This is a genomic window from Gordonia sp. NPDC003424 (genome assembly GCF_053588655.1).
In genome coordinates, this window is sequence record NZ_JBSFQJ010000008.1 from 104274 (window position 1) to 123826 (window position 19553).

General features: G+C 66.9%; 16 protein-coding genes and 1 tRNA gene. 9 read left to right on the top strand and 8 right to left on the bottom strand.

Annotated elements, in window-relative coordinates:
* The first annotated feature begins 82 nt into the window (after nt 1-82).
* From ACWDTI_RS13915 to ACWDTI_RS13925, 3 genes are all read left to right on the top strand, one after another.
* The gene (locus tag ACWDTI_RS13915) at nt 83-880 is read left to right on the top strand and encodes an enoyl-CoA hydratase/isomerase family protein (RefSeq protein ID WP_449738680.1); all 798 of its coding nucleotides are present in this window, start codon (nt 83-85) and stop codon (nt 878-880) included.
* 115 nt (nt 881-995) lie between these two features.
* Nucleotides 996-2546, top strand: coding sequence for a class I adenylate-forming enzyme family protein (locus tag ACWDTI_RS13920; RefSeq protein ID WP_449738681.1), 1551 nt, complete (start codon nt 996-998; stop codon nt 2544-2546).
* A 27-nt stretch (nt 2547-2573) separates the two neighbouring features.
* A complete protein-coding gene (locus tag ACWDTI_RS13925) occupies nt 2574-4097 on the top strand; it encodes a long-chain-fatty-acid--CoA ligase (protein WP_449738682.1) in 1524 nt (507 codons plus the stop codon).
* Between the two features lie 67 nt (nt 4098-4164).
* On the opposite strand, the gene ACWDTI_RS13930 is transcribed toward ACWDTI_RS13925, so the two are convergent.
* Nucleotides 4165-4238, bottom strand: a tRNA-Met gene (locus ACWDTI_RS13930).
* A gap of 367 nt (nt 4239-4605) precedes the next feature.
* On the opposite strand from ACWDTI_RS13930, the gene ACWDTI_RS13935 reads away from it, so the two are divergent.
* The gene (locus tag ACWDTI_RS13935; RefSeq protein WP_449738683.1) at nt 4606-4896 is read left to right on the top strand and encodes a hypothetical protein; all 291 of its coding nucleotides are present in this window, start codon (nt 4606-4608) and stop codon (nt 4894-4896) included.
* Nucleotides 4897-4977: 81 nt separating this feature from the next.
* A complete protein-coding gene (locus ACWDTI_RS13940; RefSeq protein WP_449738684.1) occupies nt 4978-5265 on the top strand; it encodes a hypothetical protein in 288 nt (95 codons plus the stop codon).
* A gap of 102 nt (nt 5266-5367) precedes the next feature.
* On the opposite strand, the gene ACWDTI_RS13945 is transcribed toward ACWDTI_RS13940, so the two are convergent.
* Nucleotides 5368-8334: a UPF0182 family protein gene (locus ACWDTI_RS13945; protein WP_449738819.1), complete on the bottom strand. Its 2967-nt coding sequence runs from the start codon at nt 8332-8334 to the stop codon at nt 5368-5370.
* Nucleotides 8335-8551: 217 nt separating this feature from the next.
* On the opposite strand from ACWDTI_RS13945, the gene ACWDTI_RS13950 reads away from it, so the two are divergent.
* Nucleotides 8552-9085: a PPA1309 family protein gene (locus tag ACWDTI_RS13950; RefSeq protein WP_449738685.1), complete on the top strand. Its 534-nt coding sequence runs from the start codon at nt 8552-8554 to the stop codon at nt 9083-9085.
* A gap of 3 nt (nt 9086-9088) precedes the next feature.
* Here ACWDTI_RS13950 and ACWDTI_RS13955 read toward each other — a convergent pair whose 3' ends face one another.
* On the bottom strand, nt 9089-10153 hold the full coding sequence (locus ACWDTI_RS13955) for a YlbL family protein (RefSeq protein WP_449738686.1): 1065 nt from the start codon (nt 10151-10153) through the stop codon (nt 9089-9091).
* A gap of 99 nt (nt 10154-10252) precedes the next feature.
* Between ACWDTI_RS13955 and ACWDTI_RS13960 the strand changes: the two genes are divergently transcribed.
* The 3 genes from ACWDTI_RS13960 (at nt 10253) to ACWDTI_RS13970 (ending at nt 14116) form a co-directional block, all read left to right on the top strand.
* A complete protein-coding gene (locus ACWDTI_RS13960; RefSeq protein ID WP_449738687.1) occupies nt 10253-11722 on the top strand; it encodes a zinc-dependent metalloprotease in 1470 nt (489 codons plus the stop codon).
* 110 nt (nt 11723-11832) lie between these two features.
* Nucleotides 11833-12735 (top strand): hypothetical protein, encoded by a 903-nt coding sequence (locus ACWDTI_RS13965; RefSeq protein ID WP_449738688.1) that lies wholly within the window; start codon nt 11833-11835, stop codon nt 12733-12735.
* 67 nt (nt 12736-12802) lie between these two features.
* Nucleotides 12803-14116: an ABC1 kinase family protein gene (locus tag ACWDTI_RS13970; RefSeq protein WP_449738689.1), complete on the top strand. Its 1314-nt coding sequence runs from the start codon at nt 12803-12805 to the stop codon at nt 14114-14116.
* An 18-nt stretch (nt 14117-14134) separates the two neighbouring features.
* Here ACWDTI_RS13970 and ACWDTI_RS13975 read toward each other — a convergent pair whose 3' ends face one another.
* The 5 genes from ACWDTI_RS13975 to ACWDTI_RS13995 all read right to left on the bottom strand — a co-directional run bounded on the left by ACWDTI_RS13975 (nt 14135) and on the right by ACWDTI_RS13995 (nt 19459).
* A complete protein-coding gene (locus tag ACWDTI_RS13975; RefSeq protein ID WP_449738690.1) occupies nt 14135-14425 on the bottom strand; it encodes a WhiB family transcriptional regulator in 291 nt (96 codons plus the stop codon).
* 504 nt (nt 14426-14929) lie between these two features.
* Entirely contained in the window at nt 14930-16987 is a 2058-nt protein-coding gene (locus ACWDTI_RS13980) for an ATP-dependent DNA helicase UvrD2 (protein WP_449738691.1), read from the bottom strand.
* Nucleotides 16988-17036: 49 nt separating this feature from the next.
* Complete coding sequence (locus ACWDTI_RS13985) at nt 17037-17321, bottom strand: mycoredoxin (protein WP_449738692.1); 285 nt, start codon at nt 17319-17321, stop codon at nt 17037-17039.
* A 126-nt stretch (nt 17322-17447) separates the two neighbouring features.
* Nucleotides 17448-18392 carry an NAD(+) diphosphatase gene (gene nudC, locus ACWDTI_RS13990; RefSeq protein ID WP_449738693.1) on the bottom strand — a complete coding sequence of 315 codons (945 nt, stop codon included), beginning with the start codon at nt 18390-18392 and terminating at the stop codon, nt 17448-17450.
* A complete protein-coding gene (locus tag ACWDTI_RS13995; RefSeq protein ID WP_449738694.1) occupies nt 18389-19459 on the bottom strand; it encodes a potassium channel family protein in 1071 nt (356 codons plus the stop codon). The genes nudC and ACWDTI_RS13995 overlap by 4 nt, the downstream gene beginning before the upstream one ends.
* Nucleotides 19460-19553: the final 94 nt, after the last annotated feature.

Below are 19553 nucleotides of genomic sequence, written 5' to 3' on the forward strand. Positions count from 1 at the left end.
AGACCGCCATCCTCACCGGCGGCGACGATGGCGCCTGTGTCGGCCGGATCCCGGTCACCGGTGGCGGATTCGAGGCCTGATCATGATCACCGAGTACGACGAGGTTCGGACCCGACTCCTCGAGAACGGGGTCGGCATCGTCGAGATGATCAACCCGGAACGGTCGAATGCGATGACCGGCATCACGCTCGCCCAGTTGCGCACCGCCTTCGAAGACCTCGGCGGCACAACCGAGTGCCGCGCCATCGTCCTGACCGGACAGGGACGCAACTTCTCGGTGGGCATGGATATGGGTGAGGATGTCTTCGGGGTCGCGGCCCAGTCGGTCGAGGATCGCTACGAGACACTGCGTGTCGGTACCGCTCTCATCCTGTCGATGCGGGAGGTTCCGCAGCCGGTCATCGCCGCGGTGCAAGGTCATGCGGCGGGCGGCGGATTCGCCCTCGCGACCGCCGCCGACCTGCGAATCCTCGGCGCGGAGACACGGTTTCACACGCCGTTCGTGAAGCTCGGTGTCACGCCCGGCGATCTCGGACTCTCGTATCTGCTGCCGCGGCTCATCGGCCATGCCCGCGCGGCCGAGTTGTTCTATCGCAGCGGAACCCTGGACGCCCCGACAGCGGTGCAACTCGGCTACGCGTCGAGGATCGTGGAGTCACCACTCGACGAGGCGCTCGCACTGGCCGCAGAGATCGCCGAGCAGCCGCCGCTGTCGGTACGGATGGCCAAGGATCTCCTCAACGGCAGCATCGGGTTCAGCGGCTTCCGTGAGCATCTGGCCGTCGAAATGCGTTCCCAGGTACTGACCTTGGGATCCGCGGCACATGCCGATGCGGCGCAGGCGTTTCGGGACCGCCACTCGGTCGCGGCACACACCTGACATTCCCGAAAGATGACGGACACCACCATGCCGCCCGCTCCCCCGGCCGCGCCGGTCACCGAGTCGCCGGCAGCTCAGATCAGCCGCTGGAACACCACCACATAGAGGAACGACGATGGCCACAATCGGTGCCACACTTCGCAATACCGCCGCACGCGTACCCGATCGCGAGGCGCTCGTGTTCGACGGCACACGACGCACCTACCGCCAACTCGATCAAGAGGTCGACCGGGTCGCGGGACTGCTCGCCGAACGCGGCCTGCGCAAGGGCGACCGGTTCGCCCTGCTCGCCGCGAACTCGGACCGTTTCGTCATCGCGTTCTACGCGGCCCATCGGCTCGGCGCGATCTTCGTGCCCATCAACCCGGCGTCGACGGCGCCCGAGATCGATTACCTCGTCCGCGATTCGGGCGCATCGGTGTTGGTGTTCGATCCGGCACTCGAACCATCTGTCGGCGCCGCCGTATCCGCCGGCCTGCCCACCGGCCTGCAGCTACTGGCTCTCGGCGCCGTCGACGGCTACGACGACCTGATCGCGCTTGCCGCCGACCGGCCGGCCATCCCGATCGAGGACACCACCGTCGAGTCCGACGACGCACAGATCCTCTACACCTCGGGTACCACCGGAAAACCCAAGGGCGCCACGTTCGATCATCATCGGGCGTTGTGGGTCGGCGTCGGCATGCTGGGCACCTGCGGCATGCAGGACGGCGACCGCTTCCTGCATGTCGCACCGCTGTATCACGCCGCGGAACTCTGCATCATGCTCATTCCCGGGACGCTGCTCGGCGCAACGCATGTCGTGCAATCCGGATTCGATCCCGGAAAGGTACTCGACGCCCTCGAATCCGAGCGCATCACCATGTTCTTCGGCGTTCCGACGATGTTCCAGTTCCTCGCCGCCAGGGAAGATCTCGCACAACGTGACCTCTCCGCCTGGCGGACGGGCATGTTCGGGGCCGCACCGATGCCGGCCAGTGCGGTAGAGCAGTTGTTGACCGCGCTGCCGAACGTGAACCTCATTCAGCTGTGCGGACAGACCGAAGCCGGCCCGAACGGCATCTTCTGCAATCGGGACCAGGTACGCGAACGCCCGGACGCGAGCGGCCGCCAGGCCATCCTCGGGATGGAATGCCGCGTCGTCGACGTCGATGGTGCCGACGTGCGGCCCGGCGGTGCAGGCGAACTGCTGCTGCGCGGTGAAAGCGTCATGAAGGGCTACTGGAACAAGCCCGAGGCGACCGCCGAGACCATCGTCGACGGATGGCTGCACACGGGTGACATCTGCCGCCTCGATCCGGACGGGTATCTCACGGTGGTCGACCGCTTGAAGGACATGATCATCACCGGAGGCCGCAACGTGTATTCGGTCGAGGTGGAGGGGGCCATCGCCGGCCATCCCGACGTCACCGACGCCGCCGTGGTCGGGCGTCCGCACGAGGAGTACGGCGAGAGCATCCTCGCCGTGGTGACACTGCGCGACGGCGCCAGCCTCACCCTCGACGATCTCCGCAGCTTCGCCTCCGACCGGATAGGCCGCTACAAGCTGCCACACGAACTGGTCGTGGTGGAACAGATTCCGCGGAATCCGTCCGGCAAGATCCTCAAGCGCGATCTGCGCGAACGGTTTTCGACTTCTGTCAAAACGTCGTCCACCACCGCCTGACCCGGATCACCCACCAAAGGAGCCCACATGTACATGACCCAGCCGCTGCACCGCAACGCGCAGCAGAAGGCCGGCGAGATCGCGACGATCGACGGTGCCCGCACCTTCACCCATGCCGAGGTCCTCGACCGCGTCGCCCGTCTGGCGGGCGGCTTGCGCGCCCACGGCGTCGCAGCCGAGGACCGCGTGGCCATCCTGGCACTCAACTCCGACCGCTACTTCCACTTCGTCCACGCCGTGCCGTGGGCGGACGCGGTGATCGTCCCGGTGAATATCCGTTGGAGCGCAAAGGAGATCGCGTACTCGCTCGTCGAGGCCGGGGTGCGGGTGCTCGCGGTCGACGACACCTTCCTGCCGCTGCTGGCCGCGGTTCGGGAGTCGACCCCCGAGCTGGACCGCATCATTCATCTCGGTGACGGGGAAACGCCCTCGGGCGCACTGTCATTCGAGGACCTGATGGCGAAGTCCGAGCCGATCGCGGACAGCGAGCGGCGTGGCGACGCGGTGGCAGGCATCTTCTACACCGGCGGCACCACCGGCTTCCCCAAAGGTGTGATGCTCAGCCATCGCAACCTGTTCGTCTCCGCACTGGGTTCGGCCGCGGCCGGCACGGTCAGCCGAGAGGGTCGGGTGCTGCACTGCGCACCGATGTTCCACCTCGCCGACTTCGCCTCCACCGTCATGCACAGCGTGCTGGGCGCGTCGCATGTCTTCATTCCCGCGTTCGAGCCGGTGGCGACCATGACGGCGATCGCCACGCACGACGTGACCGACGTGCTGTTGGTCCCCACGATGATTCAGATGGTCGCCGATCATCCACGGCGCGAGGAGTTCTCGATGCCGTCGCTCACACACGTCACCTACGGCGCGTCGCCGATCTCGGAGGCGGTGTTGGACCGCGCGCGCAAGGTGTTTCCGGCCGCGCAGTTCGTCCAGGCCTACGGCATGACCGAGCTGTCGCCGGTGGCGACGATCCTGCAGGACGGCGATCACGCCGATCCGGTACTGCGCCGCTCGGCCGGACGCGCCGCGCCGCACGCGACGGTGAAGATCGTCGATCCGGACGGTGTCGAGGTGCCGCGGGGCACCGTGGGCGAGATCGTGGTCACCGGTGACCACGTGATGCTCGGGTACTGGAACAAGCCGGAGGAGACCGCAGCGGCGATCCGGGACGGCTGGATGCACACCGGCGACGGCGGCTACATGGATGAGCACGGCTACGTGTTCATCGCCGACCGGATCAAGGACATGATCATCTCCGGTGGCGAGAACGTGTACTCCGTCGAGGTGGAGAACGCCGTGGCCAAACATCCGTCCGTGGCGGCCTGCGCGGTCATCGGCGTCCCCGACCAGGAGTGGGGTGAACGGGTGCACGCGGTCGTCGTGCTCGCCGTGGGCTCGAGCCTCGAGCTCGACGATCTGCGCGAGCACTGCAAGGCCGAGATCGCCGGCTACAAGGTGCCACGCAGTCTCGACATCGTCGACGAACTCCCGGTGTCCGGGGCGGGCAAGATCCTCAAACGTGATCTGCGCGAGCGGTATCGAAGCTGATCGCGCGGGACGCGATGACATGACGAAAGAGGCTCCGGAAGCAATGCTTCCGGAGCCTCTTCTCTCGTAGCGGGGACAGGATTTGAACCTGCGACCTCTGGGTTATGAGCCCAGCGAGCTACCGAGCTGCTCCACCCCGCGTTGGTGAACACCACGTTACACACACGATCCGCGCTTTTCCAAATCGGCCATGAAACACACTCTGACCAGGCACGATGCACGTGACCTGGAACACAGCAGTCGCGTTTCCCGCGGTCGGCGATGCGTCCCCGACGTTCCTCCGCCCCCTTTGCAAAGACCCTCCCGAAGTTTCCGGGGAGTCTTCGCAAAGTGGGCGGAGGAACGGCCGACGAGTGCTGTTCGATACCACGACGGCGGCGCCGGCCGCCGGATCGCGAAGTCGACCGAGGGCCCCAGTCGGTCGGGCCGAAAGTCCCTGGTAGCCGCCAGGTCTCAGGAGGATGTTGAAGATGTCACAACAAGAGAGTTGTCAACCAAGGAGAAGACGATGGCCACCATCGCAGCTCAGCCCGCAACCAGCCACGACAATCGTCACCCCATGAGCTTTGTCGCCTACCTGCTCGTCGTGCTCATCATCCCGGCACTCGGCATGCTGGTGAACGGGCTGGCGACCAGCGACACCATGTGGACGATCATCGGAGGAGTCGGCCTGGCGCTCTGCCTCATCGGTTCCGGCGTCATCTACACCACCATGGCGCATCGGCTCCATCACAGCCCGTTGATCCCGGACGCCAGCTCCGCCGAGATCGAGCACTACGTCGCGACACATCCACACTGAGGTCGTGATCGTTCCGTGATTTTGTGATGGATATCACAACTGAGGCGTATCCTTGGGGCCACGTCAACCCGAGGAGGAACGATGGCATCTCACCATCTGCCACATCACGAGAGCCACGGAACCCACCCGATGAGCGTGGTCGGGTTTCTGTTGGCGCTGGGCGGGTTCGCCTGCGCGGCGCTCTGGCTAGTCAACATGGCCGGCGGCCACGTGGTGCCGGCCATCGTGTTCGGCCTCCTGATGGTGGCCGCATTCGCCAGCGCGGTATCGATCTTCATGTCGCTGATCCGCCACTACCACCACAGCCCGATGACGCCGGACAACACGGAGAACGAGTTGCGTCGCTACATGACGCGCTACCGGAGCTGACCTGAGACGACGTCGTCAGGCACACCGCATCTCAGACACATCACCCCACCTCGCCCGGCGAGGTGGGGTGATGTCGTTGGTCCGAGCGGAACCGGCGCGCCGTCAGTTCTGCGCGGGCAGTGATTCGTACTGCGCGACAGCCTTGTTCAGCTGATCGAGCGCCGCGCCGTACGCCGTGAAGTCGCCATTGGTCTGTGCGTCCTTCAGGGCGCTCAGCGCGTCGCCGATGGCCTTGACCGCGGCGTCACGTTCGGCCGAACTCCCTTGCTGTGCCGGCGGTGCGGTGGCGGCACCGGCCTGCTGCGGCGTCGACCCGGAGTTGTCCCCCTCCACCGGTTGGCCGGCCTCGGGTGCGGTCACCTCCGACGGGTTGATCCCGACCTGCCGAAGCGCCTCGGCGACGGTCGCCGCATATCCGACGCGTGCGCCATCGCTGGCCGCGTTGTAGTAGACCAGCACCCGATAGAGCTTCGGTATCGCCGAGTCGTCGGTCTTGGACTGCGTGTACATCGGTTCGACATACAGAATCCCGTTGCGGCCCACCGGAAGCGTGAGCAGGTTGCCGTAGGTCACCCGAGTGGTGTCCTCCACCTGCTTACGGTCCGACGCGACCGGACCGGCGCTCTTCATGTTCTCCTGCGCCTGCTGCGGACCCACCGTCTGTTTGGCGGTCGGCAACTCCTTCACGGTTATGCGACCGTAGGACCCCGGATCCGACGACGCCGTCATGTACGCCGTCAGATTTCGGGTGTTCAGACCGGTCATCACCGTCGTCAGCTGGAACTGCGCATTCGGTCCGTCCGGGGCGGCGGCGGTGAAGTAGTACGGCGGCTGGCTCAGGCCCTGCTGTACCGCCTGATCCTTGCTCGGGTCCGCCGGGATCGACCAGAAGTTGTTGCTGCGGAAGAACGTCTCCGGGTCGGACACGTGGTACTTCGCCAGCAGTGTGCGCTGGATCTTGAACAGGTCCTCCGGATAGCGGAAGTGCGAGACCAGATCCTGATGCTTGTCGAGTTCGGCGCGCGCCTGGACGGTTCCCGGGAACACCTTCATCCAGGTCTTCAGCACCGGATCGCTGGTGTCGAACTGGTAGAGCGTCACCTTGCCGGTGTATGCGTCGACGGTCGCCTTCACCGAGTTACGCACGTAGGACACCTGCTGATTCACCTGACGGCGCGCCGTCTGTCCCGGGTTGAGCTCCTGCGCGTCGGCGGTCGCGTCCTGCAGCGACATCCGCTGCGCGTACGGGTAGGTGTTCAGCGTGGTGTAACCGTCGACGATCCACTTGATCGACCCGTCGGCCATGACGGCCGGATATGTCTTGGAATCGACGGTCAGCCACGGCGCGACCTTTTTCACGCGGTCCCGCGGGTCGCGGTTGTAGATGATCTTCGAGTTCGCGTTGATCGCGTCCGACAGCAGGATGTTGCGTTCGGTGTACTTGATCGAATACAGCACCCGGTTGAACCAGTTGCCCAGGGATACACCCGAATCCGCGGTGTAGGTGTAGTTCTTCCCGTCCTCGTCGTACTCGCGGTCGCCGTTGACCGAACCGACGATGGCATAGTCCGGGTTGACCTTGGCGATCAGCTCACCGAAGTAGATGCGCGGCTGGGCGACCTTGATGGGTGCAGTCTTCTGGTACTCCGGCGTCCGGATGCTCTCCAGGTCGCTGACCTTGAACACGGGCAGGCCACCACGGTCGCTGTCGCTGTCCGAGGACGCCTCGTCCACGGTGTTCGCCGGGGCGGCGATGAAACCGTTTCCGTGCGTGAACACGGTGTGCTTGTTGATCCAGTTCTGCTGGTTCGCCCCGTACTTCGCGGGATCGAGTTCACGGACGGCCACGACGAAGTCGCGCTGCTGGCCGTCGACGGTGTAGCGGTCCACCGCGAGCTGCGCCGGGAAGCCGTAGAAGTTCTTCAGGAACTGACGCTGGTTGAAGGCCGGCGCGATGACGTTCGGATCCAGAATCCGGATGTTGGACAGCGTCGCCGAATCGCCGTTGACGGCCACCGGGTCGGCCTGCGTCAACGTCCAGTCCGGCTCATAGGTGACGTCGTCCTTCTCCCGTATCTTGTAGGCCGCGGTCGTCGCATCCAGGTTGCGCGAGATGTATTCGGCCTCCTTCTGCGCCGCATTCGGCTTGACCGAGAACTGCTCCATCACCAGTGGCCAGCCGACGCCGATCACCAACGCCGACAGCACCATCAGTGCGGTGGCCAGTGCCGGCACCCGCAGATCACGCAGGATGACCCCGGCGAAGAAGGCGAGCGCACAGATGACCGCGATGGCCATCAGGATCAGTTTCGACGGCAGTACCGCGTTGATGTCGGTGTAGCTCGCGCCGGTGAAGATCTCCTGCTTGCGCTGACTCGACAGCAGCGAATACCGGTCGAACCAGTAGGCGACCGCCTTGAGCAGCAGGAAGGTTCCCGCCAGCGAGGCGAGCTGAATCCGCGCCGCGGTGGACATCGACGGACCACCGCCCGCGCCACCGAGCCGGATGCCCCCGAACAGATAGTGGGTGAGCAGGTTCGCGAAGAACGAGATGACCACGACCACGAACAACAGGTTCAGGATCAGCCGGTAGAACGGCAGGTCGAACGCGTAGAAGCTGACGTCGAGACCGAACTGCGGGTCACGATTGCCGAAGGCCTCGCCGTGCAGGAAGGTCTGCACCGTCGCCCACGAACCCTGGGTCACCAGACCGGCCAGCAGGCCGATGAGGGTTGCCGGCAGAATCGCGAACCACCGGGTCCGGGTCATCACGCTGGCGCGATACCGGGCCAGCGGATCGTTGGGCCCCGACGCCGGCACGAACACCGGTCGGGATCGGTAGGCCACCGCGATGGCCCCGAAGACGATGAGTCCCACCACCAGCGACGTGACCAGGAACAAGACGAGTCGAGTCCACACGATCGTGGAATACACGCGCGAGTAGCCGAGGTCGGAGAACCAGAGCCAGTCGGTACTCAGCCCGACCAGACGTGGCCCGATCAGCAGCAAGATGAGGACGGCAACGCCGATCCCGATGGCGATCTTGCTCTTGCGCGACAGTGTCGGCATCCCCGACGGCCCGCGTACGCCCACCTATCCACTCTCCAAAGTTCTCATTCCGGACACCGGTCCGGTAGGAAGTGCGCCCTCAGGCGCGCTGTGCACCCAACTGTACTGGCCGGGCGACGCGCATCACGCTGGTGCATGACTGACCCCCCAACGAGCAGGCTCTCTGTCAAGTTCCTGCGGGTTTCGCGGGAGGGCGCGCGCCCGGCAAGATGAACGGGTGACCGACCCGCACCGGCCCGACATCACCGCGCTCTCCCCCGACGCGCTCGGCAGTGCGTTGCGCGACATCGTCGAGTTCGTCGACGACGCCGGATGGGGCCAGTCGCCGCTGCTGTTCGCGCTGGTGCCCACGGCGACCCTGGCCGCGCAGCAGCCGGAACTCGTCGGCCCCGATGACGACTCGGAACTGAGTCCGATCGCCCAGGAGCCGCTCACCGGCATCGCCGGCGACGAGGACCTCGAACGTGTCCTCGCGACGACGAGCTGGCCACCGTCGGTCGCCGGTACCGCGGTGGTGCAGGAGATCGTGGTCCTGCCACCCGACACCGAGGTGGCCGACCGCGACGAGGCCCGCGCACATCCCGACGGCCGGGAAGCGCGGTTGGCGGTCGGCGCACTGCGGGACGGGCGCACCCTGGCCCTGTTACACCTGCGCCCCATGCCCGGCGAGGTGGTCGACGGCATCGAGCTGCGGACGGCGTCCGACCTCGCGACCGGGTTGCGGGCGGCGTTGCGGCACACGCTCGAGTAGGGGTCAGCAGTGCGGCGCGGCGCGGCCGGCACCGACGTCGCCGAGCGCGTCGATCGCCGACTGCAGGTTGTCGACCTTCACCAGTTCCAGACCGTCCGGCGCATCGGACTTGGCCTCGGCGCAGTTCTTCTCGGGCACCAGGAAGACCGTGGCACCGGCGTCGCGGGCGGCACGGGTCTTGTGGGTGATGCCGCCGATCGGGCCGACGTCGCCCTCGTCGTCGATGGTGCCGGTGCCGGCGATGAACTTGCCGTGGGTCAGTTCGCCGGGGCTGAGTCGGTCGATCACGGCCAGCGTCAGCATCATCCCGGCGGACGGACCGCCGATGTCGCCGACGTTGTAGGTGATCTTCAGCGCCGGGTCGGCGTTGACGACGTCGGGTGTGACACCGAGGTAGCCGACCTTCGGGTCGTCCGGGCGGGCGGCAAGCGTGACCGTGACCGTCTGCCGCACGCCATTGCGTTCGATCTCGATCGGCACCGCGGTGCCCGGCGCGTTGCCCCGGATGGCCGCCTGCAGTTCCTCGGTCGTGGCGACGGGCTTGCCCGCCACGGTGATCAGCCGGTCCCCCTTGCGCAGCACGTCGGCCGACGGTCCCTTCGGCGCGATCGACGCCACCTCCAGTGCGGTGGGCCGGTTCAGGAAGCGCAGGGCCGCCGCTGTCGCGTTGTCCTCCGAACCGCTCATGTCCTGCTGGTTCTGTTCACGCACCTGATCCGGTGTCTGGTCGGGCGGAAACACCCGATCGCGGGGTTCGAGCGTGTAGGTGCCCGATGCCCACATGCCGATGGCCTGGAACAGCGACATCCCGTCGGTCACCGAGACGGTCGTCAGGTTGAGGTTGCCGGTCGTGGGGTCGGTCGGGGTCCCGGAGATGTCGACGACGGGTTTCTTGACGGTCTGCTTGCCGTCGGCCACATCGACGGTGCCGAGCGTGTTGACGGTGGGGCCCGGTCCCAGGGCGACGTAGGGAACCTGCACGGTCGTACCGATGAACAGCAGAGCCACAAACACCAGCACGGTGACGGCGACAGTCGCGATCCGACGATGGCCGGGCTGCAATCTCATTCCGCACAGGTTAGTGGAGCCGCCTGACATTGAGCCGCCTACGCTCAAGGCGAACAGGAGACCCGCGCCGACGCCAACCCCGGGCGGTACCGTGGAGGCATGACTGATCTGCCCTTCGGATTCTCCGCCTCCGACGACGATGACGACGAGAAACGTCGCGCGGACAAGAGCGGACCGGGCGACTCGGGCACCGGCGGCGCGGGCGGTGCACAGAACCCCTTCGGATTCGCCCTCGGCGGTGAGGGTATCGACCCGTCGGCCTTCGACCCCGCTGCGCTCGGCCAGATGTTCTCCCAGCTCGGCAGCATGTTCAGCGGGATGGGTGCCGGCATGTCGACGGGGTCGGGCAGCGGCCCCGTCAACTATCAGGTGGCGAGCAACCTGGCACGTCAGCAGATCGGGAACTTCACCCCGGTCCTCGACAAGGAGACCCAGGCCGTCGCCGACGCCGTGCACCTCGCCGAACTCTGGATCGACGACGTCACCACCTTCCCGAGCGGCGTCCGCACCGCGATCGCCTGGACCCCGGTCCAGTGGCTCGAGGAATCGATGCCGACGTGGAAGCGGTTGTGCGATCCCGTCGCCACCCAACTGTCACGGACGTGGGAACAGAACCTGCCGCCGGAGGCCGCGCAGTTCGCCGGCCCGATGATGGGGATGATGACGCAGATGAGCGGCATGGCGTTCGGCACCCAACTCGGGCAGGGCCTCGGCCAGCTGGCCAAAGAGGTGCTGACCTCCACCGACATCGGTCTGCCGTTGGCGCCCGAGGGCACCGCGGTGCTGCTGCCCGAGGCGATCGCCACCTTCGCCGACGGTCTCGACCTGCCGGCGCAGGAGATCATCGTGTTCCTCGCCGCCCGCGAGGCCGCTCACGTCCGCCTGTTCACGCACGTCGGATGGCTTCGGCAGCGCCTGTTGGCCACGGTCGAGGAGTACGCCCGCGGCATCAGCATCGATTTCTCCGGGATCAACGAGCTCACCACGAACGTCGACCCGCAGGAGTTGCTGTCGAATCCGGCGAAGATCGAAGAGCTGATGGGATCGGCCACGTCGTTCGAACCGACCACCACACCCGAACAACAGGCGGCGCTCAACCGGCTGGAGACACTGCTCGCGCTGGTCGAGGGCTGGGTGGAGCAGGTGGTGTCGCGAGCGCTCGACGACCGGATCCCGAGCGCTGTCGCGCTCACCGAGACGATGCGTCGCCGCCGGGCGTCCGGTGGCCCGGCCGAGCAGACCTTCGCGACCCTCGTCGGATTGGAGCTGCGCCCCCGTAAGGTGCGCGAGGCGTCGGCGTTGTGGCAGCAACTCCTCGAGGCCGGCGACGTCACCACCCGCGACGGCGTGTGGGCACACCCGGACCTGATGCCCGACACCGAGGATCTCGATCATCCGGCCGCCTTCGTCGACCGCGTCATCGGCGGTGGCACAAGCACATTCGACGATCCGATCGCCCAGCTCGAGGCGACGCTCGCCCAGGAGCGGGCCGCCGGGAAGCCCGGCGATCCCGACGGCCCGACGTCGGCCGGGGACTCCGCGGCCGACGACGATCCCCCGCAGAAGTAACACCGCAGAAGCAACACCCCACCCCACGAGTTCGGCCGGGTTCTCCCACAGCCTGTGGACAACCGCGTTCGCGTCGCCGATCGGCTCTCCGGCGGTGGCACAGTGTCGCCATGCCCGATCGCCTCACCGTCGCCGATCTACCGGTCACGCTGCCGCTGCTGCGGGTCGGCACCCCCGTGCTGGTCCGACCGGGCAACCGCGTCCACATCGGCAGCGACCCGCGGCGCAGCCTGCTGATCGACCTGCCGCGGTCGGTGTCGGCGAGCGAGGTCGCCGACCTCGTGCGATCGATGACCGAGCCCCGCTCACGCGGCCAGATCCTGCGGCGGGTCCGCACCATCGGCCTGACCGCCGGTGAGTTCGCCGGCATCGTCGGACAACTGATCGCCGCCGGCAAAGCCGTGACGCCGCCGAGTTCGCGGGCGGCGCAGGCACTGCGGGTTCGTATCCATGGCCGCGGGCCGTTGTCGGATCTGCTGTCGGAGTCCCTCGCCGACGTCGGGATGACGCCGCGACGATCGTCGCGCCGTCCGCCCGATGCGCAGGTCATCGGTCGATGGGACGCAAATCTGGTGGTGCTGTCGGACTTCCTCGTCCACGAACCGTCGGTCGTGGGTGCCTTGACCGCGGCCCGTCTCCCGCACCTGCCGGTGCGGGTGCGCGATGGCGTCGGGGTCGTCGGCCCGCTCGTGCTGCCCGGCCTGTCGAGTTGTCTGCGGTGCGCCGACCACCACCGCACCATGCTCGATCCGGACTGGCCACTGTTGGCGGCGCAGATGCTGCGTCAACCGGGCACCGCCGGCGCCGGCACGATCCGCAGCACCGCAGCGCTCGCCCACACGCAGATCGAGCAGATCGCGCGTGCGCTGCTGACGGGTGCACCCTCGCCCGCCGTGCCCCAATTGTTCAATCGCGCACTCGAATTCCACACCGACCCGGCACGTCTGGAGACCACCCACTGGCCACCCCATCCGTGTTGCGATTGCCGGCCGGTGGTCGCCTCGGCCGGATGACGCACCGGTCGGCGCGACGACGGTCCGTTGCGACCGGTCCTCTATTCTGTAGTGGGGAAAGGACGCTATGGCTGACATCACTCGGGGGCAGGGCCGACGCAACGCGAAACTCGCGTCGCTGCCCATCGGTATGGCCGGACGTGCCGCGGCAGGTCTCGGCAAACGCATGGCCGGCAAGGACAAAGACGAAATCCAGCAGGAAATGCTGGAGAAGGCCGCCGAACAACTGTTCTCCGTGCTCGGAGAGCTCAAGGGCGGCGCCATGAAGGTCGGTCAGGCGTTGTCGATCATGGAGGCGGCGATCCCGGACGAGTTCGGCGAGCCGTTCCGCGAGGCACTCACCAAGCTGCAGGCCGAGGCTCCCCCGCTGCCCGCGTCCAAGGTGCACAAGGTGCTCGATCAGCAACTCGGCACCAAATGGCGTCAGCGTTTCCGCGAATTCTCCGACGAACCTGCCGCATCGGCGAGTATCGGCCAGGTGCACAAGGCGGTCTGGTCGGACGGTCGCGAGGTCGCGGTCAAGGTGCAGTACCCCGGCGCGGATCACGCGCTCAAGGCCGATCTGAAGACGTTGTCGCGGATGTCGGGTCTGCTGCAGAAGATGTCGCCGGGCACCGACGTCAAGTCGATGATGGACGAACTGATCGATCGCACCGAGGCCGAACTCGACTATCTCGGCGAAGCCGACAATCAGCGCGCGTTCGCCAAGGCGTTCGACGGCGACCCGGATTTCGTCATTCCCAAGGTCATCGCGAGCGCGCCCAAGGTGATTGTCTCCGAATGGCTTTACGGCACTCCCCTCTCGCGGATCATCACCGGAGGCGATCAGGCCACCCGGGACGACGCGGCCGCCAAGATGGCCACCTTCGAGGTGAGTTCCCCGTTCCGGGTCGGCCTGCTGCACGGTGACCCACACCCGGGCAACTTCTTCCTGACCGACGACGGCCGGTTCGGTGTCCTCGATTTCGGTGCCGTCGGCCACTATCCCAACGGGTTGCCGCCGGAGACCGGGCCGATCCTGCGACTGGCGCGCGACAAGAAGTACGACGAGCTCAAAGAGCTGATGGTGCAGACCGACTTCATCCGGCGCACGCACGCCGACCGGGTGAGCGCGGCCGACATCGAGGCCTATCTGAGGCCGTATGTCGACCCGCTGTACACGGAATCGTTCCACTTCACCCGTAAGTGGATGCAGCGGGCGGCGGGCAAGGCCACCGACGTCCGGGGTGACGTGTACAAGACGTCACGAAATCTGAACCTGCCCAAGAACTATGTGATGGTCTTCCGCGTCCTGGCGGGCTGCGTGGGCATTGCATCGCAGCTCGAGGCCAACGCCCCGTACCGGGCGATCATGGAAGAGTGGGTGCCCGGCCTGGCGTAGTGCCAGACCGGACACCCGTCATGCGGCGTCCTTGCGCGGACGGCCACGCGGCCGCTTCCGCGCGACGACGACGCCGCGCTCGAAGATCTCACCGCCCCAGACTCCCCAGGGCTCGGCGCGGTCGAGCGCAGCCCGCAGGCAGGCCTCCTGCAAGGGGCACTCGGCGCACATGGCCTTGGCCCGGTCCAGGTCGCGGGGGTCCTCGGCGAACCACAGATCGGCGTCGGTCACCTGGCAGGGCAGGTCCAACCGACCGACCGATGCGCGGTCCGCCGAAAGACAGGATTCGAGAACGCATTCGACAGTCATTGCTCTCTCCACATCTGCTCGTGTTGGGTGTTGAATGACCCGGAACCTCGAGCTCGTGGAGCCGATCAAGGTCTCATCGTGGATGAAAAACCTTGGGGGCGTTCACAAAAACGAAGGCCACGGGTTTCGCCTCTGCGATCCGCCCGTGGCCCGAATGCTGTGGAGTCCTACCGACTCTGCTGCTTTCGTATCTGCACGGGGAACCGCTGCGGCGCTCGCGCTGCGGCGGCGAATCCGGACGGCGCTACGTGTGTCGCTTCCGGATGAGCCATCGAACTCGCGGCGAGCATGGAGCGGTCGCGCTCCGGTCGCCAACTGATGGCAGGTGCCGCACACGGCTGTGCGCCGAGCAGGGAAATCCCTGCCGAATGGGTGCCGATGCCGTTCACGTGTCCGCTCCTTTCCTCCATCGATGGCCTGTGTGAGGGAAACCCGTACGGACAAACGAGTCTCACCCCGTGCTGACGGATTCCAGGGTAGATGTCTCGACGAGAATCGCACAACCTATTTTTGACCTGCGGTTTTGACGAGATCCACGAGTCCGGGGCCGTACCGGTCGAGTTTGGTCGCGCCCAGGCCCCGAATGGCCTGCAGAGATCGGACGTCGGTGGGCCGCTGCTCGGCGATCGCCTCGAGCATCGCGTCGGTCAGGATGGCGTGCTCTCCCACCTGCGCCTGCCGTGCCTGCGCGGCTCGCCACGACCGGAGGGCGCCGACGAGGGCTTCGTCCCGCCCGTCGACCCGGCAACCGTCGCATCGACGCCGAACCCGCGACTCGGGGCTGACCAGTTCGGCACCGCACACGACGCACTTCCCCGCTCGACGCGGGTCGAGGTCGATGCCGTCGAGGAAACGGGTGCGCCGCCGGGTGGCGCGGCCGCCATTGCGCGACAGACTCCACGACAGATAGAGGTGCTCGCGGGCACGGGTGATGCCGACGTAGAAGAGCCGTCGTTCTTCCGCGACCGCGTCGTCACCGTGGTCGACGGCCTGGGTGATGGGCACCGATCCCTCCGTCAGACCGACCAGGAAGACCGCATCCCATTCCAGACCCTTCGCCGCGTGCAGCGAGGCGAGCGTGACACCCGCGGTGGTGGGAGTGTGCCGCTCCCGGGCGTGCAGGTCCAACTCGGCGACGAGGCGGTCGAGGGTGATCCGGGGTTGCTGATCCAGGATCTCGTCGATCAGCGAGGTCAAGGCGCGCAACGACTCCCATCGCGCCCGGGCCTGGGTTCCGGACGGTTCGCGGTCCGCCAGACCCAGGGGCACCAGTACCGCACGCACCAGCAGGCGGATGTCGGCGTCGGGCGGCAGGTCGTCGCGGGCGGCCGCGGCTCGCAGTCCGCGCAGGGCCTGCTGGATCTCGGTGCGGGTGAAAAAGGCCTCGGCACCCCGAACCTGATACGGGATACCGGCCTCGGTGAGGGCCTCCTCGAAGCGTTCCGACTGGGCGTTGACCCGATACAGCACGGCGATCTCCGACGGCGTCGTGCCGGCGTTGACGAGGTGTTTGATCTGGGCGGCGACCCCGACGGCCTCACGCCGGTCGTCGGGGAATTCGGCCGGCCGGGCCTCGGGGCCGGGTGGGCGTTGCCCGATGAGGTCGAGTCTCGTGCCGGGTGCGCGGTCACCGACCGCACCGATCACCTGATTCGCCAACCCGACCACCTGTGGCGTGGAGCGGTAGTCGCGGACGAGCCGGTGCAGTTCGGCATGCGGATAGCGGCGGGTGAAGTCGAGCAGATACCGGGCCGACGCGCCGGTGAACGAGTAGATCGTCTGGTTGGCATCCCCGACGACGGTCAGGTTGTCGCGCTCACCGAGCCACATGTCGAGGAGCCGCTGCTGCAGGGGGGTGATGTCCTGGTATTCGTCTACGACGAAAAAGCGGTAGGCGGAACGGAATTCGTCGAGCACGGTCCGGTCGGCGTCGAGGATCGCGATGGTCTCGCCGATCAGGTCGTCGAAGTCGAGGAGCCGGTCACCGTCCGGGGAGATCTTGGCGGCCTCGTACCAGCTGTAGACCTCGCTGACCGTGTCCGGCGGCTGCGGTGTGGTCCGCCCGAGTGCGGCGACCTGCGCGCTGTAGCGTTCGGGCCCGATGAGCGAGGCCTTGGCCCATTCGATCTCCGAGGCGAGATCGCGGACCGTCTCCACCGACTCGTCGAGGCCCGCACGGCGTGCCGCACGCGCGACGACGGGCAGTTTGCGATCGAGCAGCTGCCACTGCCCACCCTGTGGTGCGCGACGCCAGAAGTACTTCAGCTGCCGGTAGGCCGCAGCATGAAAGGTCTGCGCAGCCACCAGGTTTCCGGGCCCGGCGACACCGAGCGCCTGCAACCGGGCCCGCATCTCGCCCGCCGCCCGCGAGGTGAAGGTGACCGCGAGAACCTGGTCGGCACGCACCTCGCCGCGATCGATCAGATTCGCGATGCGACGCGTGATGGTGCGGGTCTTGCCCGTCCCCGCTCCCGCGAGCACACACACCGGGCCGCGAGCGGCTTCGACGGCCGCACGCTGCTCGGGGTCGAGGCCGCGCAGGATCGGGTTGGTTTCGGGCACCGGTCCACTATGTCACCGGGTACCGACAGGTCCCGCGCGGCGAACGTGATCAGACCCCGAGCTTCGCCCGGACCTCGGCGACCGACGGGTTGGTCACGGTGGTGCCGTCGGCGAACAGAACCGTCGGGACGGTGTGATTTCCACCGTTGACGCTGCCGACCCATTCGGCGGCATCCGGGTTGAGTTCGATGTCCACTTCCTGCCAGGACAGACCGAGGCTCTTGAGGCCGGTCTTCAGTCGTGCGCAGAAGCCGCACCAGCTGGTGGTGTAGATGGTCATCACGCCGGTGTCGGAGATCCGGGTTTGTGGGTCGTCATCGATCACATTGCTCATGACACACATAACAGCACGAATTCACCCGCTGTTCCAATGCCACGACGTTTCGTCATCAAAATGACGAATTTGGCCTCTGAAGTGCGACGGAGCCTCATATTTGTGGCCCGAAAGTGCGAAAAACCCTCACATTTTGGGGGCGTACGCCCAGGCGCTGATGATCGCGCGGGCGATCGAGATCGACCCCGGAAGCCGGAGTCGGCGACCGTCGACGGCGGTCCCCACCGCGCCGTCGGCGCGCACCCATTCGCCACCCTCCTCGATCGCCTCGATGACCTCGTCCCGACCGAACCAGGCGGCGTCACCGATCTCGCCGTCGAGGAAACGCAGCGGTTCGTCCGGGTCGGCGACGGCCTCGAAGCCGAGCATCAGCGATCGCGGGAACGGCCACGGCTGGCTGCCGAGATAGTGGGGGTCGCGGACGGTCACCCCCACCTCTTCGTACACCTCCCGCATCACGCACTGTTCGAGCGATTCGCCCGGCTCGACGAAGCCGGCGAGAGTCGAGTACCAGCCTTCGGGCCACACCGACTGCCGGCCGAGCAGGATCTGGTCGGCACCGTCGTGCACCACGGTGATGATCGCGGGGTCGGTGCGGGGGAACTCGTCGGCGCCGGTGTCGACGTGCCGCCGCACCCAGCCGCCGCGCGCGGGCTTGGTCGCCGAGCCGTCCACTGGCGAAAACCGTGCTGCGGCATGCCAATTCAGGATTCCAAGTGCCGTCGCGAGTTGTCCGGCGGCATCCGAGTCGAGGCCGTGCGCGCCGCGTCGCGGATCGTCGGTGGGTCCGTCGATATGGTCGACCCGGCGGGTCCACAGGTCATGGCCCGCGGCAGAGATGCCCAGGAACACCGCATCCGGCAACGGTTGGTCGGCGAGGTCGGCGGCGGCCATCCAGTGCAGTCCACCGTCGTCGGCGACCGCGTAGCGGCCGGTGCCGTCGATCAGCAACACCCGTGCCGAGGACCAGCCCGACCGCATCCGCTCGGGGTCGTCGCGAATGTCGTCGGCCCGGTTGAAGGTCGCGCGGGAGAGCAACGGCGGCTGATCGAGGGAGAACGCGGCGTTCACTCTGACGGCCCCTTGCGGACGTAGAGCAGCCGATCGCCGGCCTCGATCTGCTCGACCTCATGGTCGTCGACGCGATGCAGCACGCCGTTGCGCACCACGCCGAGCACGATGTCACGGGTGTGTGCGGGTGATCCACCGGTCTCGGTCGGATCGACCTCACGCTCGGCGATGGCGTAGCCGGCGTCGGGGGTGAGCAGATCCTCGATGACCTCCACGACCGACGGCGTCAGGGTGGCGATACCGAGCAGCCGCCCGGCCGTCTCCGACGAGACGACCACCGAGTTCGCGCCGGATTGCCGCATGAGGTGGGTGTTCTCGGACTCCCGGATGGAGGCGACGATCTTGGCGCGCGGGTTGATCTCGCGCGCGGTGAGGGTGGCCAGCACCGCGGTGTCGTCGCGGTTGGTGGCGACCACGATGCTCGACGCGTGCGCGACACCGGCCAGGCGCAGCACATCGGACTTCGTCGCATCGCCGCGGACGGTCACCAGACCGTCGGCGGCGGCTGCCTCCAGGACGTCCGGGTTCGCGTCGACGACGACGATCTCGCTCGGCTTGGCACCGTCGCCGATCATCGCGTCGACGGCGGTGCGGCCCTTGGTGCCGTACCCGATGACGACGGTGTGGTTGCGCACGCTGTTCCTCCAACGCTGGATCTTGAGCGCCTGCCGGGACCGCTCGGTGAGCACCTCGAGGGTGGTACCGATCAAGACGATCAGGAACAGCACGCGCAGCGGGGTGATGATGAGCAGGTTGATCAGCCGGGCCGATGGTGTGTACGGGGTGATGTCGCCGTATCCGGTGGTCGACAGGGTGACCGCGGAGTAGTACATCGCGTCCAGGAAGGACAACGGGTTCTGCTGGACATCGCGGTAGCCGTCGCGATCGACAAAGACCAGCGCCGCCGTGAAGAACAGTGCGAAGACCGCGAAGACCACGCGCTTGCCGATGGCACGGCCCGGGCTCTGCTGCAGTTCGGGAATCCTCAGTACACCGACGAGCGCATAGTCGGGGCTCTCCACCAGCTCCCCCGACCGACGTAGCCGCCCACGCAACCGAGATCGCATCAGCCCCCGATTCCGCGCGGGCCACAGACCGATGTGCTCACAATTCTCCGACAGTACTTGATGCCCCGGGAATGTATCCGTCCAGAACTCGATT

Bases quoted from the DNA above. Each gene is read 5' to 3' on its own strand.
- ACWDTI_RS13915 (WP_449738680.1), top strand. From the start codon at position 83: ATGATCACCGAGTACGACGAGGTTCGGACCCGACTCCTCGAGAACGGG.
- ACWDTI_RS13920 (WP_449738681.1), top strand. From the start codon at position 996: ATGGCCACAATCGGTGCCACACTTCGCAATACCGCCGCACGCGTACCC.
- ACWDTI_RS13925 (WP_449738682.1), top strand. From the start codon at position 2,574: ATGTACATGACCCAGCCGCTGCACCGCAACGCGCAGCAGAAGGCCGGC.
- ACWDTI_RS13935 (WP_449738683.1), top strand. From the start codon at position 4,606: ATGGCCACCATCGCAGCTCAGCCCGCAACCAGCCACGACAATCGTCAC.
- ACWDTI_RS13940 (WP_449738684.1), top strand. From the start codon at position 4,978: ATGGCATCTCACCATCTGCCACATCACGAGAGCCACGGAACCCACCCG.
- ACWDTI_RS13945 (WP_449738819.1), bottom strand. From the start codon at position 8,334: ATGCCGACACTGTCGCGCAAGAGCAAGATCGCCATCGGGATCGGCGTT.
- ACWDTI_RS13955 (WP_449738686.1), bottom strand. From the start codon at position 10,153: ATGAGATTGCAGCCCGGCCATCGTCGGATCGCGACTGTCGCCGTCACC.
- ACWDTI_RS13960 (WP_449738687.1), top strand. From the start codon at position 10,253: ATGACTGATCTGCCCTTCGGATTCTCCGCCTCCGACGACGATGACGAC.
- ACWDTI_RS13965 (WP_449738688.1), top strand. From the start codon at position 11,833: ATGCCCGATCGCCTCACCGTCGCCGATCTACCGGTCACGCTGCCGCTG.
- ACWDTI_RS13970 (WP_449738689.1), top strand. From the start codon at position 12,803: ATGGCTGACATCACTCGGGGGCAGGGCCGACGCAACGCGAAACTCGCG.
- ACWDTI_RS13975 (WP_449738690.1), bottom strand. From the start codon at position 14,425: ATGACTGTCGAATGCGTTCTCGAATCCTGTCTTTCGGCGGACCGCGCA.
- ACWDTI_RS13985 (WP_449738692.1), bottom strand. From the start codon at position 17,321: ATGAGCAATGTGATCGATGACGACCCACAAACCCGGATCTCCGACACC.
- ACWDTI_RS13995 (WP_449738694.1), bottom strand. From the start codon at position 19,459: ATGCGATCTCGGTTGCGTGGGCGGCTACGTCGGTCGGGGGAGCTGGTG.